12 protein-coding genes are annotated in these 15423 nt (G+C 56.2%); 5 read left to right on the top strand and 7 right to left on the bottom strand.

Annotated features, from left to right (window positions below; translation table 11 throughout):
• Positions 1-56: 56 nt before the first annotated feature.
• Positions 57-956, bottom strand: a complete 900-nt coding sequence (locus OQV00_RS17645) for a LysO family transporter (protein WP_004860005.1) — start codon at positions 954-956, stop codon at positions 57-59.
• A 127-nt stretch (positions 957-1083) separates the two neighbouring features.
• Positions 1084-1779: an aquaporin Z gene (gene aqpZ, locus OQV00_RS17640; RefSeq protein WP_004860006.1), complete on the bottom strand. Its 696-nt coding sequence runs from the start codon at positions 1777-1779 to the stop codon at positions 1084-1086.
• Positions 1780-2174: 395 nt separating this feature from the next.
• On the opposite strand from aqpZ, the gene OQV00_RS17635 reads away from it, so the two are divergent.
• The 3 genes from OQV00_RS17635 (at position 2175) to macB (ending at position 6993) form a co-directional block, all read left to right on the top strand.
• Positions 2175-3833 (top strand): ATP-dependent endonuclease, encoded by a 1659-nt coding sequence (locus OQV00_RS17635; RefSeq protein WP_004860008.1) that lies wholly within the window; start codon positions 2175-2177, stop codon positions 3831-3833.
• Between the two features lie 101 nt (positions 3834-3934).
• Positions 3935-5050: a macrolide transporter subunit MacA gene (macA, locus tag OQV00_RS17630; protein WP_004860011.1), complete on the top strand. Its 1116-nt coding sequence runs from the start codon at positions 3935-3937 to the stop codon at positions 5048-5050.
• The gene (gene macB, locus OQV00_RS17625) at positions 5047-6993 is read left to right on the top strand and encodes a macrolide ABC transporter ATP-binding protein/permease MacB (protein WP_015584805.1); all 1947 of its coding nucleotides are present in this window, start codon (positions 5047-5049) and stop codon (positions 6991-6993) included. Before macA ends, macB begins: the two co-directional genes overlap by 4 nt.
• Positions 6994-7061: 68 nt before the next feature.
• Here the strand turns inward: macB and cspD are convergent, their stop codons facing one another.
• Complete coding sequence (gene cspD / locus OQV00_RS17620; protein ID WP_004860015.1) at positions 7062-7283, bottom strand: cold shock-like protein CspD; 222 nt, start codon at positions 7281-7283, stop codon at positions 7062-7064.
• Positions 7284-7608: 325 nt separating this feature from the next.
• On the opposite strand from cspD, the gene clpS reads away from it, so the two are divergent.
• Together clpS and clpA are read left to right on the top strand one after the other, a co-directional pair.
• Positions 7609-7926, top strand: coding sequence for an ATP-dependent Clp protease adapter ClpS (gene clpS / locus OQV00_RS17615; RefSeq protein WP_004860017.1), 318 nt, complete (start codon positions 7609-7611; stop codon positions 7924-7926).
• A gap of 30 nt (positions 7927-7956) precedes the next feature.
• Positions 7957-10236 (top strand): ATP-dependent Clp protease ATP-binding subunit ClpA, encoded by a 2280-nt coding sequence (gene clpA, locus OQV00_RS17610; RefSeq protein ID WP_004860019.1) that lies wholly within the window; start codon positions 7957-7959, stop codon positions 10234-10236.
• 130 nt (positions 10237-10366) lie between these two features.
• Here the strand turns inward: clpA and infA are convergent, their stop codons facing one another.
• From infA to cydD, 4 genes are all read right to left on the bottom strand, one after another.
• Positions 10367-10585 carry a translation initiation factor IF-1 gene (infA, locus tag OQV00_RS17605; protein ID WP_002211347.1) on the bottom strand — a complete coding sequence of 73 codons (219 nt, stop codon included), beginning with the start codon at positions 10583-10585 and terminating at the stop codon, positions 10367-10369.
• Between the two features lie 384 nt (positions 10586-10969).
• A complete protein-coding gene (gene aat, locus OQV00_RS17600) occupies positions 10970-11674 on the bottom strand; it encodes a leucyl/phenylalanyl-tRNA--protein transferase (RefSeq protein WP_266279111.1) in 705 nt (234 codons plus the stop codon).
• 160 nt (positions 11675-11834) lie between these two features.
• On the bottom strand, positions 11835-13556 hold the full coding sequence (gene cydC / locus OQV00_RS17595; protein ID WP_004860024.1) for a heme ABC transporter ATP-binding protein/permease CydC: 1722 nt from the start codon (positions 13554-13556) through the stop codon (positions 11835-11837).
• Positions 13557-15323, bottom strand: coding sequence for a heme ABC transporter permease/ATP-binding protein CydD (gene cydD, locus OQV00_RS17590; RefSeq protein ID WP_054828945.1), 1767 nt, complete (start codon positions 15321-15323; stop codon positions 13557-13559). It abuts the gene before it with no gap.
• Between the last annotated feature and the right edge of the window lie 100 nt (positions 15324-15423).

Here is a 15423-nt window from a genome sequence, read left to right as displayed (position 1 = left end):
GCCCCCGGGACGCGGCGAATATCGTCGCCGGAGGCAGAGTGCGGGCGCTAAGTGCCTCAGGCCGAGAAGAGGGCGATCAGCACTGGCACCAGCAGGCTCAGAACAAAACCGTGGACGATAGCGGCAGGGACAATCTCGACGCCGCCGGAACGCTGTAAAACCGGCAGAGTAAAGTCCATTGAGGTGGCGCCGCATAGCCCTAATGCCGTGGAACGACTGCGGCGAACCAGGCCCGGGATCAACATGATGGCCAGCAGCTCGCGGGAAAGGTCGTTGAAGAATGCGGCGCTGCCGATGACCGGCCCAAAGGATTCCGTCATCAGGATCCCGGAGAGCGAATACCAGCCGAACCCGGAGGCCATGGCCAGACCGGTCTTCAGCGGCAGGTCGAGAATAAAGGCGTTAATCACGCCGCCGACTAATGAACTCGCCGTGACGACCACCGCCACAATCATGCCGCGACGATTAAGGACTATTTGCCGTAAGGTCATTCCGTTATTCCGCAGCTGAATACCAATCAGGAACAGCAGGAAGATCAGCGTATATTCGCTCGCCTCGGTGGCATGCTGTAAAAATGACAAACCGCTCAGACCAATCAGGAAACCAATAAGCACCACGCCGCACAGCTGCAGGGATTCCATGGCCATTGCGACGCGCGAAGGTAATTTCTCCTGCCGGTGCTGGTGGCGCCACGGCATTTTCTGCTCGAGCCACATTAATGCGCCAATATTACACAGCAGAATAACAATCACGCTGACCACAGCATAATGAAGAATGGACAGCAGGTTGCTGGAGAGATTGTCGAGGAAGGCGAGACTAATCCCCATGAAAAAGAGGATCACGTAGACAATCCAGCTCAACAGTCGCGCAATAAGTTTTAGTGCTGAAGGGTGACGCAGAGGAATAAGGTAGCCGGCAACCAATGGCAGCAGAATGATTAATAATCCCGAAAACATGAACGATCTGGTCCTTGCAGAATGAGGTGAGCGCCACTGACACTACCCAAATCAGAGAACCGAGTAAAGCTGTGCCTGAAAAGAAAGGCCCGGCATTGCCAGGCCTTGCGTGAAACCAGATAAACGATTAATCGCGTTTTTCCAGCAGAGTACGATACAGCACGCCGCCGAGGATACCGCCGATAACAGGCATCACCCAGAATAACCACAGCTGCTGCAGCGCCCAACCCCCCTGGAAAATCGCCACGGCGGTGCTTCGTGCCGGGTTAACAGAGGTATTGGTGACCGGGATGCTGATCAGGTGAATTAAGGTCAGCGCCAGGCCAATCGCAATCGGCGCAAAACCGGCCGGTGCGTTTTTATCCGTTGCGCCATGAATCACCAGCAGGAAGCCGCAGGTCAGGACAATTTCAATCACAATGGCGGAGAGCATGGAGTACCCGCCCGGCGAGTGTTCCCCGAAGCCGTTGGAAGCAAAGCCGCTGGCTGCGGCATCAAAGCCTGCTTTACCGCTGGCAACTACATACAGAACGGCAGCGGCAATAATACCGCCAACAACCTGGGCGATAATATAGCCAATAACGTCCTTCGCCGGGAAACGACCGCCGGCCCACAGACCTAAAGTCACCGCCGGGTTGAAGTGCCCGCCGGAAATATGACCGACGGCAAATGCCATGGTTAATACAGTTAAACCGAAGGCTAAAGCCACCCCGGCAAACCCAATTCCCAGTTCCGGGAAGGCTGCGGCAAGTACTGCGCTACCGCAGCCACCAAACACGAGCCAGAATGTACCAAAGCATTCCGCTGCTAATTTTCTGAACATAACCACCTCAAAAGAATAATGTTAACGGGCACAGACTTTTGTGCCGATCTTTATTTATCGACGTAAAGGATAACGATAAAAATAAAGCGACGCTATTTTATGGACGATCGTCATCCTGCGGCTAGCTAAATAACTAGATCTAATTTGATTTAGGGCAATGTGATCTTAATCCTTGCACCATTGGTGATTGCACAAAAGTGTAGAACAAAAATAATAAAAATAACCACTTTAGCGGATGAATTATTTCCAAAATAAATAGCACGGTTAATAATCATAACCTGGACATTATCATTCGTCGGCGCGAGGCCGCGTTTAGGCCGGTAGTGTCATGTTTACACATGTATCGCTATACTGCTGATTATTGAAGGAGAAAGTGGTTACTGAGCGGAGGAGATATGCATCTTGAGCGGGTAGAAATCGTCGGTTTTCGCGGCATCAATCGTTTATCGCTGATGCTGGAGCAAAATAACGTTCTGATCGGCGAGAATGCATGGGGTAAATCCAGTCTGCTGGATGCGCTGACGCTACTGCTTTCGCCTGAATTTGAGCTCTATCACTTCGTGCGCGATGATTTCTGGTTTCCGCCGGGCGATGTCCAGGGACGTGAACATCATCTGCATATCATCTTGACCTTCCGCGAGAATGAGCCCGGCCATCATCGGGTGCGCCGTTTCCGTCCGCTGAGCGATTGCTGGGTACCCTGCGAGGATGGCTATCAGCGCATTTTTTATCGCCTGGAAGGCGAACTGACCGATGATAACAGCGTCATGACGCTGCGCAGCTTTATCAACAGTAAAGGCGAGGCGCTAACGCTGGACGATATTGACGAAATGGTGCGCCACCTGGTGCGGCTGATGCCGGTTCTGCGTCTGCGCGATGCGCGCTTTATGCGGCGCATTCATAATGATGCCGTTCCGCACTCGCCGCAGATTGAGATAACCGCTCGCCAGCTGGATTTTCTCTCCCGCGAGCTGGTGAGTCACCCGCAAAATTTAACCGATAGTCAGATACGCCAGGGGCTATCGGCTATGGTGCAGCTGCTGGAACACTATTTTGCCGAGCAGAGTAGCGCGCAATCTCGTCACCGCCTGATGCGTCGCCACTCGCATGACGAACAGCGCAGCTGGCGCTACCTGGATATTATCAACCGGATGATTGATAAGCCCGGCGGCCGCAGCCATCGGGTGATCCTGCTTGGTCTGTTTTCAACCCTGCTACAGGCAAAAGGGACGGTGAGGCTCGACCGCGATGCGCGGCCTCTGCTGCTGATTGAAGACCCGGAAACACGTCTGCATCCAATTATGCTGTCGGTCGCCTGGCATTTACTCAATTTGCTGCCGCTGCAGCGCGTCACAACCACCAATTCCGGCGAGCTCCTGTCGTTGACGCCGGTGGAACAGGTCTGCCGACTGGTGCGCGAATCCTCGCGCGTGTCGGCCTGGCGGCTTGGTCCTGGGGGAATGAATGCAGAAGACAGCCGGCGCATCGCTTTTCACATTCGGTTTAACCGCTCCTCCTCACTGTTTGCCCGCTGCTGGCTGCTGGTTGAAGGGGAGACTGAGACCTGGGTGATAAACGAACTGGCCCGGCAGTGTGGGCATCATTTTGATGCTGAAGGGGTCAAGGTCATTGAATTTGCTCAGTCGGGCCTGAAGCCGCTGATCAAGTTTGCCCGTCGGATGGGGATTCAATGGCACGTGCTGGTCGACGGCGATGAGGCGGGGAAAAAATATGCGGCGACGGTTCGTAGCCTGCTCAATGATGACCGCGATCTTGAACGCGATCACCTGACCACGCTTCCGGCGCTGGACATGGAACACTTTATGTATCGCCAGGGCTTTAACGATGTTTATCATCGGGTGGCGCAGCTACCGGCGAATGTGCCGATGAATATGCGACGGGTGATTACCAAGGCGATTCACCGCTCGTCAAAACCGGATCTGGCCATTGAGGTGGCGATGGAGGCCGGGCGCCGCGGCGTGGAGTCGGTGCCGACGCTGTTGAAGAAAATGTTCTCCCGCGTGCTGTGGCTGGCGCGCGGTCGCGCGGACTAAGTGTGGTGACAATAAGAATGATTCAAATTTAGCGTTATGTTTTTACCCTCTGCGGATAGAATCACCCCCTGGCTCTGCGAGTTAAAACATCAGGAATTTTTATGAAGCTCAATGGAAAACGCAGGAAAGTCTGGTGGCTGCTGGTCGTTGTCGTGCTGGCGCTGGCCTTCTGGGGATGGCGGATACTCAATGCGCCGCTGCCGCAGTATCAGACATTAGTGGTGCGTAAAGGCGATTTACAGCAGAGCGTGCTGGCCACCGGCAAACTGGACGCGCTGCGCAAAGTCGATGTCGGGGCGCAGGTGAGCGGCCAGTTAAAAACGCTGCGCGTGAATATTGGCGACAAGGTTCAGAAAGATCAGCTGCTGGGGGTGATTGACCCCGAGCAGGCGCAAAACCAGATCAAAGAAGTCGACGCGACGCTGATGGAACTGCGCGCCCAGCTGAATCAGGCTCGCGCTGAACGCCAGCTTGCCGCGGTCACCCTGGCTCGCCAGCAGCAGCTGGCCCAACGTCAGCTGGTTTCCCGCCAGGAGCTGGATACGGCGGCTACGGATTTGGCGGTGAAAGAGGCGCAGATCGGCACCATCGAGGCGCAGATAAAGCGTAATCAGGCGACGCTGGATACCGCAAAAACCAACCTCGACTACACGCGGATCCTGGCACCGATGTCCGGTGAAGTGACGCAAATTACCACCCTGCAGGGGCAAACGGTGATTGCCGCCCAGCAGGCACCCAATATTCTGACCCTGGCCGATCTCAGTACGATGCTGGTCAAAGCTCAGGTATCTGAGGCGGACGTGATTCACCTTCGTCCGGGGCAAAAAGCCTGGTTTACCGTACTCGGCGACCCGCTGACCCGCTACGAGGGGAGCTTGAAGGATATTTTACCCACCCCGGAAAAAGTCAACGACGCCATTTTCTATTATGCCCGCTTTGAAGTGCCGAATCCGCAGGGGATCCTGCGCCTGGAGATGACGGCCCAGGTGCATATCCAGATGGCGGAAGTAAAAAATGTCATCACCATCCCGCTCAGCGCGCTGGGCGATGCCATCGGCGATAACCGTTACCACGTTCGTCTGCTGCGCACCGGCGAGGTGAAAGAGCGCGAAGTGACTATCGGCGCGCGCAACGATACCGATGTGGCGGTGGTGAAAGGGCTGGAAGAAGGCGATGAGGTGATCGTCGGCGAAAGTCGTTCCGGGACGGCAAAATGACGGCGTTGCTCGAACTGCGTGATATCCGCCGCAGCTACCTCTCCGGTGACGGCAGTGTTGAGGTGCTCAAGGGCGTGACGCTGAGCATTGCCGCTGGTGAAATGGTGGCGATTGTCGGGGCATCGGGTTCAGGAAAATCGACGCTGATGAATATTCTCGGCTGTCTCGATAAACCGACCAGCGGCAGCTACCGCGTTGCCGGAACCGATGTCTCCTCACTCAGCGGTGATGCGCTGGCCCGCCTGCGACGGGAACATTTTGGTTTTATTTTCCAGCGTTACCATCTGCTTTCGCACCTGACGGCAGCGCAGAACGTTGAAGTCCCGGCGGTGTATGCCGGGGCCGAGCGACGAGAACGCCTGGCCCGGGCGCATGATTTGCTGGTACGGCTTGGTCTGGGAGAGCGGGCGGAATATCAGCCTTCGCAGCTCTCCGGCGGCCAGCAGCAGCGGGTCAGTATCGCCCGCGCGCTGATGAACGGCGGGGAGGTGATTCTGGCCGATGAGCCGACCGGCGCCCTGGACAGCCGCTCGGGTGAAGAGGTCATGGCTATCCTGCATCAGCTGAAATCGCAGGGGCATACGGTGATTATCGTCACTCATGATCCGCAGGTGGCGGCACAGGCCGAGCGGATCATTGAGATCCACGATGGGGAAATTGTGCGTAACCCGCCGGCGAAAAGTCTGACCGGCGGCGGGGTAGCCCGGCCGTTGGGCGGTGAAGAGCCTTCCGCATGGCGCCAGTTTACCAGCGGCTTTCGTGAAGCGCTGGTCATGGCCTGGCGGGCGATGGCGGCCAATAAAATGCGCACCCTGTTGACCATGCTCGGCATCATTATTGGTATCGCATCGGTGGTGTCGATCGTGGTAGTGGGCGATGCGGCCAAACAGATGGTGCTGGCGGATATTCGCGCAATTGGCACCAACACCATCGATGTTTATCCCGGTAAAGATTTTGGCGATGACGACCCCCGCTATCAGCAGGCGCTGAAATATGACGATCTGCTGGCCATTCAAAAGCAGCCCTGGGTGAGTTCGGCGACGCCCGCGGTGTCAAAAAGCCTGCGCCTGCGTGCCGACAACATCGATGTTGCCGCCAGCGCGGAAGGGGTCGGGCCACAGTATTTTAATGTCTACGGCATGACCTTTAGCGAAGGCAATACGTTTAACGAGCTGCAGCTCAACAGTCGGGCGCAGGTGGTGGTGCTGGATAGCAATACGCGTCGCCAGCTGTTTCCGCACAAAACGCGGGTTGTCGGGGAGATAATCCTCGTCGGCAATATGCCGGCGACCATCGTCGGCGTCGCGGATGAGAAGCAGTCGATGTTCGGCAGCAGTAAAATCCTGCGCGTCTGGCTGCCGTACACCACTATGGCCGGGAGAGTGATGGGGCAATCGTGGCTCAATTCGATTACCGTTCGCGTAAGGGAAGGGTATGACAGCGCCGCCGCCGAACAGCAGCTGTTGCGTTTACTTGAGCTGCGCCATGGCAAAAAAGATGTTTTTACCTGGAATATGGACAGCATCTTGAAAACGGCGGAACGGACCACACATACATTACAGCTGTTTCTGACTCTGGTCGCGGTGATTGCGCTGGTGGTGGGCGGTATCGGGGTCATGAATATCATGCTGGTGTCGGTGACCGAACGAACGCGTGAAATCGGGATTCGGATGGCGGTCGGGGCGCGGGCCAGCGACGTACTGCAGCAGTTTCTGATTGAGGCTGTTTTAGTCTGTCTGGTCGGTGGCGCGCTGGGCGTGACGTTATCGCTGATGATCGCGGTGGTTCTGCAGCTGTTTTTACCCGGCTGGGAGATCGGTTTTTCTCCGCTGGCGCTGCTGACGGCGTTTTTGTGCTCGACGCTAACCGGCGTGCTGTTCGGGTGGCTGCCGGCGCGAAATGCCGCGCGCCTCGATCCGGTGGATGCGCTGGCCCGCGAGTAGAAACAAAAAAATGCCAGTCAGAAGGACTGGCATTTTACTGGCAGGATGTACACAATGAAGCAAAAGAGTTATGCAGCCGCTTCTGCTTCCACAGGAACAATCACACTGGCGTGATTGCCTTTCGGCCCCTGGTGAACATCAAACCGAACGGCTTGTCCGGCTTTTAGCGTTCTGTAACCATCCATCTGGATGGTGGAGTAATGGGCGAAAATGTCTTCGCCGCCGCCCTCAGGGCAAATAAAGCCGAACCCTTTGGCATTGTTGAACCACTTAACAGTACCCATTTCCATACTTCGACATCCTTCGTAAATCTTTATTAGTAAGATGGAATGAACCGGTGGTGGAGTGACGAGTTGTTCAAATGCTCGCCAACTCTCGCTAGTACAATTTAGAGAAATAAGGAAATGCGTCAAGCAATTGACGGTAGTGGGAGGCGAAAAATGCGTCAAAATTTGAAGCAGTTAACGCTATTGCCGGGGAATGTGACAGACATCGCGGATGGAAGTAATAGATGATAGTTATCTATGATCTATTGTAGATTTGCGATGTGCATAGCCTCTGGTCATCGACAGGCCGCCGCCTGTTGGCAACAGCAACCGATGATGAATACTGACGATGAGTAAGAGAGATTGGCTGGACTTCGATCAGCTGGTAGAAGACGAAGTTCGTAATGAGCTTAAACCACCATCTATGTATAAAGTGATATTGCTCAATGATGACTACACTCCAATGGAGTTTGTTATTGACGTGTTACAAAAATTCTTTTCTTATGATGTAGAACGTGCAACGCAACTGATGCTGACGGTTCACTATCAAGGTAAAGCGATTTGTGGTGTATTTACCGCAGAAGTGGCGGAGACCAAAGTCGCGATGGTGAATGAATACGCGAAGGAGAACGAGCATCCATTGCTGTGTACGCTAGAGAAAGCCTGAAGACAGGCGTGAAAATTGGGGGAGGTGCCTATGCTCAATCAAGAACTGGAACTCAGTTTAAACATGGCTTTCGCCAGAGCGCGCGAGCACCGTCATGAGTTCATGACCGTCGAGCACTTGCTGCTGGCGCTGCTCAGCAACCCCTCGGCCCGCGAGGCGCTTGAAGCGTGTTCCGTGGACCTGGTGGCGCTGCGTCAGGAACTTGAAGCCTTCATCGAACAGACCACACCCGTTCTGCCCGCCACGGAAGAAGAGCGTGACACCCAGCCTACGCTGAGTTTTCAGCGCGTGCTGCAGCGTGCCGTCTTCCATGTACAATCCTCTGGCCGCAGCGAAGTCACCGGCGCTAACGTTCTGGTCGCGATTTTCAGCGAGCAGGAGTCACAGGCGGCCTATCTGCTGCGTAAACATGAAGTGAGCCGTCTTGACGTCGTCAACTTCATCTCTCACGGTACACGCAAAGACGAGCCGAGCCAGTCTTCCGATAACAGCGGAAGCCAGCCCAGCAATGAAGAGCAAGCAGGCGGGGAGGATCGTATGGAAAACTTCACCACCAATCTTAATCAGCTTGCTCGCGTCGGCGGGATCGATCCGCTGATCGGCCGCGACAAAGAGCTGGAGCGCGCGATTCAGGTGCTGTGCCGCCGCCGTAAAAATAACCCGCTGCTGGTGGGGGAGTCCGGCGTGGGTAAGACCGCGATCGCCGAGGGCCTGGCCTGGCGGATCGTTCAGGGCGACGTGCCGGAAATCATGGCCGATTGCACCATCTACTCGCTGGATATTGGCTCCCTGCTGGCGGGCACAAAATATCGCGGTGATTTTGAAAAACGCTTCAAAGCGCTGCTTAAACAGCTTGAGCAGGATACCAACAGTATTCTGTTTATTGATGAAATCCACACCATTATCGGTGCGGGCGCGGCGTCAGGCGGCCAGGTCGATGCCGCTAATCTGATTAAACCGCTGCTCTCCAGCGGTAAGATTCGGGTGATGGGTTCCACAACCTACCAGGAATTCAGCAATATCTTCGAAAAAGACCGGGCGCTGGCTCGTCGCTTCCAGAAGATAGATATTACCGAACCTTCCGTGGAAGAGACGGTGCAGATTATCAACGGCCTGAAGCCGAAGTACGAAGCGCACCACGATGTGCGCTATACCGCGAAAGCGGTGCGTGCGGCGGTGGAGCTGGCGGTGAAATACATTAACGATCGCCATCTGCCGGATAAGGCCATTGACGTCATTGATGAAGCCGGGGCGCGGGCGCGGTTAATGCCGGCCAGCAAACGGAAGAAAACCGTCAATGTCGCCGATATCGAGTCCGTGGTGGCGCGTATCGCCCGTATTCCTGAGAAGAGCGTCTCGCAGAGCGATCGCGATACGCTGAAAAATCTCGGCGACCGCCTGAAAATGCTGGTCTTTGGCCAGGGCAAAGCGATCGAAGCGTTAACCGAAGCGATCAAGATGGCGCGCGCGGGCCTCGGTCACGAGCACAAGCCTGTCGGGTCTTTCCTCTTCGCCGGGCCGACCGGAGTCGGGAAAACCGAGGTCACCGTGCAGCTGGCGAAAGCGCTGGGCATTGAGCTGCTGCGTTTTGATATGTCCGAATATATGGAACGTCATACCGTCAGCCGCTTAATTGGTGCGCCTCCGGGATACGTCGGTTTCGATCAGGGCGGGCTGCTGACCGATGCGGTGATTAAACATCCGCATGCGGTACTGCTGCTTGATGAGATCGAAAAAGCGCATCCGGACGTCTTTAACCTGCTGCTGCAGGTGATGGATAACGGTACGCTGACCGACAATAACGGCCGCAAGGCGGACTTCCGCAATGTGGTGCTGGTGATGACGACCAACGCCGGCGTGCGTGAGACCGAGCGTAAATCGATTGGTCTTATCCAGCAGGATAACAGCCCGGATGCGATGGATGAGATCAAGAAGATCTTTACCCCGGAATTCCGCAACCGTCTCGACAACATTATCTGGTTCGATCATCTGTCCACGACGGTGATCCATCAGGTGGTGGATAAGTTTATCGTCGAGCTGCAGGTTCAACTGGATCAGAAAGGCGTCTCGCTGGAAGTGAGCCAGGAAGCGCGTGACTGGCTGGCAGAAAAAGGCTACGACCGGGCAATGGGCGCACGTCCGATGGCGCGCGTGATTCAGGATAACCTGAAGAAACCGCTGGCTAACGAACTGCTGTTTGGTTCACTGGTGGACGGCGGACAGGTCACCGTTGCGCTGGATAAAGAGAAGGGCGCGTTGACCTATGACTTCCAGAGCGCGCAGAAGCACAAACCAGAAACGGCACATTAATGCCGCTCTGTGATAGCAAAAACCGGCCTGCGGGCCGGTTTTTTTATGCCGCTTTTAGCCGGCTGCAGATATGAAAAGACCGGGAATTATCCCGGCCTTCAGCATCTGACGCCACGAGGGCGGAAAACTATCAGCGACTACGGAAGACAATGCGGCCTTTGCTCAGGTCGTACGGGGTCAGCTCAACAGTCACTTTGTCGCCCGTCAGAATGCGGATGTAGTTTTTACGCATTTTACCGGAAATATGCGCAGTTACCACGTGACCGTTTTCCAGTTCTACGCGGAACATTGTGTTAGGCAACGTGTCAAGTACGGTGCCCTGCATTTCAATATTGTCTTCTTTGGCCATCTAGTCCTCTGGGGTATCACTACCGTAGTTTTGAACCGGCAAGATAATGCCGAAGTTCAGCGAGTAAGTAAAGGTTTACGTTTGTGCACTTTATCTTTCAGGCTGCCTTCGCTCACTCGGTTACATAGTTATTGACGCAGCCAGGCGCTTTGCGGTGCTACCTGAAGCATCCAAAATTATTAAGGGTAAAATCATTGAAGTAGTTTTGGCGCATTGCCCGGAATTCACACGGATAAGCCGCATGACAGGCGCAAACGTAAAGGGGAGCGACAGAACGATGGGCGTTATCTGACTCTTATTATTCCCAAACGGCGGCGGGGCAACAGGCAGAAGCTACTCTACTGCGCAATTATACCATCACGGTAAAAAATGTGCTGAAAACATTTACACATTGCCGGTAAATAGCACCCTGGGCACCCAGAATCTTTCCGGCAGGCGACGGGTGCGCAATACCGACAGCGCATCAAGATAATCGCGGCGGGGGATTTCGACGGCGCCCAGCGATGCCGTGTGCTTATTCAGAACCTGGCAATCTATTAATTTCCCGCCGTCGCGGATAAACGCCTGGCAGAATATCAGCAAGGCCGTTTTCGACGCATTTTCCGCGCGGCTGAACATGGACTCGCCGCAAAACAGTGCGCCTTGCGCTACGCCATACATTCCTCCCACCAGGGTCTCGCCTTGCCACACTTCAATCGAGTGCGCATGGCCAAGCTCATGCAGCTGGTGATAGGCCTTGACGATGCTGGAGGTGATCCATGTCCCTTCATCGCGATTGTCGGCACAACCTTCAATCACCTGACCAAACGCGTGGTTCAGCGTGACGTGATAGGGCGATCGCTGATGAAAACGCTTCATGCTGCGGCTGAGATGGAACTGCCCGGGCCACAACACCGCCCGCGGATCGGGGGACCACCATAAAATCGGATCGCCAGGAGAAAACCAGGGAAAAATTCCGTGCTGATAGGCCATAAGCAGACGCGACGGACTGAGATCGCCGCCGAGCGCCAGCAGGCCATTGGGTTCGCGTAACGCTCCCTCCGGGGAAGGGAAGGCAATGGACTGACGGGAGAGCTGAACCAGACGCATTTTAACCTCAATACGCACCAGGCAATTGTTCAATATATTCGCTGTTATTCAAGCGGACGGTCCGTCGCCATGCTGGCAAAGCCAGGACGCAGCGGACCGCTCTTTTCAGCACGCCTGAAACTCATTGAGTATATACGCAAAACGGCGTGAAACAGCCGGACTACAGACGCTGCTTAAACTGGTAGTAACGCCCCTGTTCAGCCAGCAGTTCCGCGTGACTACCTTGCTCAATAATCTTGCCGTTGTCCATGACAATTATCCGATTAAACCGCGCCAGTCCGCGCAGGCGGTGAGTCACCATCAGCACGGTTTTTTCGCGCATCACTTCAGCCAGTAAATCGAGGATCTGGCTCTCTGTCGTCGCATCAAGGCCTTCGGTCGGCTCATCGAGTAACATCAGCGGCGCATCGTGCAGCAGCGCACGGGCAATGGCCAGTCTGCGCAGTTCACCGCCGGAAAGCTGGCGGCCGCCTTCGCCCAGCCAGGCGTTGAGACCGCTATCTTCCAGTAATTTTTCCAGCCCGACACGTTCCAGGGCTTTCATCAGCTGGATATCGCTGGCGCCGGGGGCGGCCAGCGACAGGTTATCGCGCAGCGTGGCGCTGAACAGATGCACACGTTGGGGGACGACGCTCATCGCCTGACGCAAAGTGGCTTCGTTGAGGTGAGTTAACGGCTGGTCGTTGAGTAAAATCTCGCCATTCGCCGGATCCCAGGCGCGGGTCAGAAGCTGCAGCAGCGTAGATTTACCGCAGCCGGTGCGGCCAAGAATGGCAATATGCTCTCCTGCGCCGACCTGCAATGAGATATTTTCCAGCGCCGGAGAAGGCTGCTGCGGATAGCTGAAGGTGACCTGGTTCAACGTCAATGAGACCTGCCCGAACGCTTGCCCCTCGCCGGCGGCGAAAGTGACCTCCGGCTGTTGCCCGGTAATCTGCGTAATTCGGCGGGCGGAAGCAATGACCTGTCCGAGATGCTGAAAGGCGCCGGTAACCGGCGCCAGCGCTTCAAATGCCGCCAGCGCGCAGAAGACAAAAAGGGCGATCAGCGCGCCGGGCTGGCTGTTGCCGCCTACGCCAGCAGAGGTGAGCCACAGCATAGCAACCACGGCAACACCACCAATCAGCAGCATCAGCGCCTGCGACAGCGCAGTCAGCTCTGCCTGACGACGCTGGGCATCCTGCCAGCGCTGCTCGGTTTTCTCCAGCTGCTTGCGGTAGCGGTCGCTGGCGCTGAACAGCATCAGTTCAGCCTGTCCTTGCAGCCAGGCGGTTAGCTGTTGCCGGTACTGCCCGCGCATTTGCGTGATGCTCTCACCGGCGGGTTTCCCGGCGCGATAAAACAGCGGCGGCAGGACCAGCAGGGTCACCAGCATTATACCGCCTAGCGTCAGCGCCAGCGTGACATCGAGAATGCTTAAGCCTGCGGTGACCACCACAATGACAACCAGTGCGCCGATCAGCGGCGAGATGACCCGCAGGTAGAGATGATCCAGGGTGTCGACGTCGGCGACCACCCGGTTGAGGAGTTCACCTTGACGAAAACGCGCCAGCCCGGCAGGGGAGAGGGGGAGCAGCTTACTGAAGGTAAACACCCGCAGATGCTGTAACACGCGGAAAGTGGCGTCATGGCTGACCAGACGTTCGAAATAGCGACCGGCGGTACGGATAATCGCCGCCCCGCGAACGCCGGCTGCCGGCAGCATATAGTTGAAACTGTAAATACCGGCGACGCCAACGACGGCAGAAGCGGATAAAAACCAGCCTGATAGCGTCAGCAGGCCGATACTGGCCAGCAGGGTGACGATAGCCAGTACCACGCCGAGAGTCAGCAGCCAGATATGCCGTTTGTACAACGCCAGATAAGGTAATAGTGCGCGCATTTAAATCTCCTCCTGCCGGTGGGCCAACAGGGCGGCAAAAGGCCCGTTTGCCATAGCCAACTGGCTATAGGTCCCTTGTTCGACGATCTGACCATCCTGCATCACCCAGATGGCATCCCAGTCGGCGATACCTTCCAGCTGGTGGGTCACCATCAGCGTTGTTTGCTGCGAAGAGGCATTAAAGAGCGCCTGCATGACCCGCTGTTCGCTATGCGCATCAAGGCTGGCGGCCGGCTCATCCAACAACAACAGCCGGCACGGTACCAGTAGCGCCCGCGCCACGGCGATACGCTGCGCCTGCCCGACGGACAGGCGACCCGCCTGATCGCCGACCGGCGTATTAATCCCTTGCGGCAGTTGGGAGATGAATTCGCTCACCCAGGCCTTATCCAGCGCGAGCTGAAGCTGTGCTTCGCTGGCTTCCGGCCAGGCCAGCAGAACGTTTTCGCGTAGCGTGGCGGCCGGTAGCTGCGGGTTCTGCCCCACCCAGCTGAGCAGACGATGCCAGCGGCTGACGTCAAGATCGCGCAGTTCAACGCCGTTGACCAACAGCGAGCCGTCGTAGGGGAGAAAACCGGTCAATGCATTCAAAAGCGAACTTTTGCCGGAGCCGCTCTGCCCGACCAGCACGACGCGTTTACCGGCCGGGAGCGTAAAGTTCAGCGGCCCCGCCAGGACTTTGCCTTCCGGCGATTTGATAATCGCATCGCGCGCTTCGAGACTAATCAATTCGTTGTCGCTGAGGATCTTCTCGCCGCGAGTTTCCTGCGCCAGCGGCTTTTCCATAAACGTTTTCAGACTATCCGCAGCACCGATGGCCTGAGCTTTGGCATGGTAAAAGGTGCCTAAATCACGCAGCGGCTGGAAAAATTCCGGCGCCAGGATCAGGGCCAGGAAACCTGACATCAGGGTGACGCCCACGCCATAGTGGCCAAAGTTGAGCTCGCCGAGATAGGAGAAACCGAAGTAAACCGCGACCAGAGCAATGGAGAGCGAGGTGAAAAACTCCAGTACGCCGGAGGAGAGAAAGGCGAGGCGCAACACTTCCATCGTCCGCTGGCGGAAATCCTGGGAAGCATGGCGAATATTGTCCGTTTCCGCTTCGCCACGGTGAAAGAGGCGCAGCGTTTCCATCCCGCGCAGGCGGTCGAGAAAGTGGCCGCTCAGGCGAGCGAGCGCCAGGAAGTTGCGGCGATTGGCCTCCGCCGCGCCCATGCCGACCAGCGCCATAAACAGCGGGATCAGCGGGGCAGTGCCGAGAAGAATCAGCGCCGCCGCCCAGTTTATCGGGAAAATGGTGATCACAATCAGCAGCGGGACGCTGGCGGCGAGGGTCATCTGCGGGAGATAACGCGCGTAGTAGTCGTGCATATCGTCAATTTGTTCAAGTACCAGCGTCGCCCAGCTTCCGGCGGGTTTCCCCTGAATCCACGCAGGGCCGGCCTGCTGCAGGCGATCGAGCACCTGGCGGCGGATTTCATAGCGAATATGCTGCCCGGCATAGAAACCTACCCGCTCGCGTAGCCATACCACCCAGGCACGCAGAACAAAAATCAGCACCAGGACGATAAACGGCAATACCAGCGCCGTCGCCGGAATACTCTCCATAATCATGCGATGAAGGATCCGCGCCAGCAGCCAGGCCTGACCGACGATCAGCAGGCCGCTAATGACGCCCAGCGCGCGGGAAATCATCAACCAGCGACGGGAGAGAATGCTTTGCTCTTTTAACCAGCGTGTTAACTCTTGTTGACGGGTTTTATTCATTGCGCACTTAGCAGGTGTAGTTATGAGGTTTTTAGGCCACGCAATGTTACAACGAGGAAAAAATAAAGGCGACTTTTCGTCGCCTTCTTTACCTTTGTTA

It is taken from the genome of Klebsiella sp. DY2415 (genome assembly GCF_026314315.1).
Taxonomy (GTDB): domain Bacteria; phylum Pseudomonadota; class Gammaproteobacteria; order Enterobacterales; family Enterobacteriaceae; genus Klebsiella; species Klebsiella ornithinolytica.
This window is presented reverse-complemented; position numbering and strand designations above follow the sequence as displayed.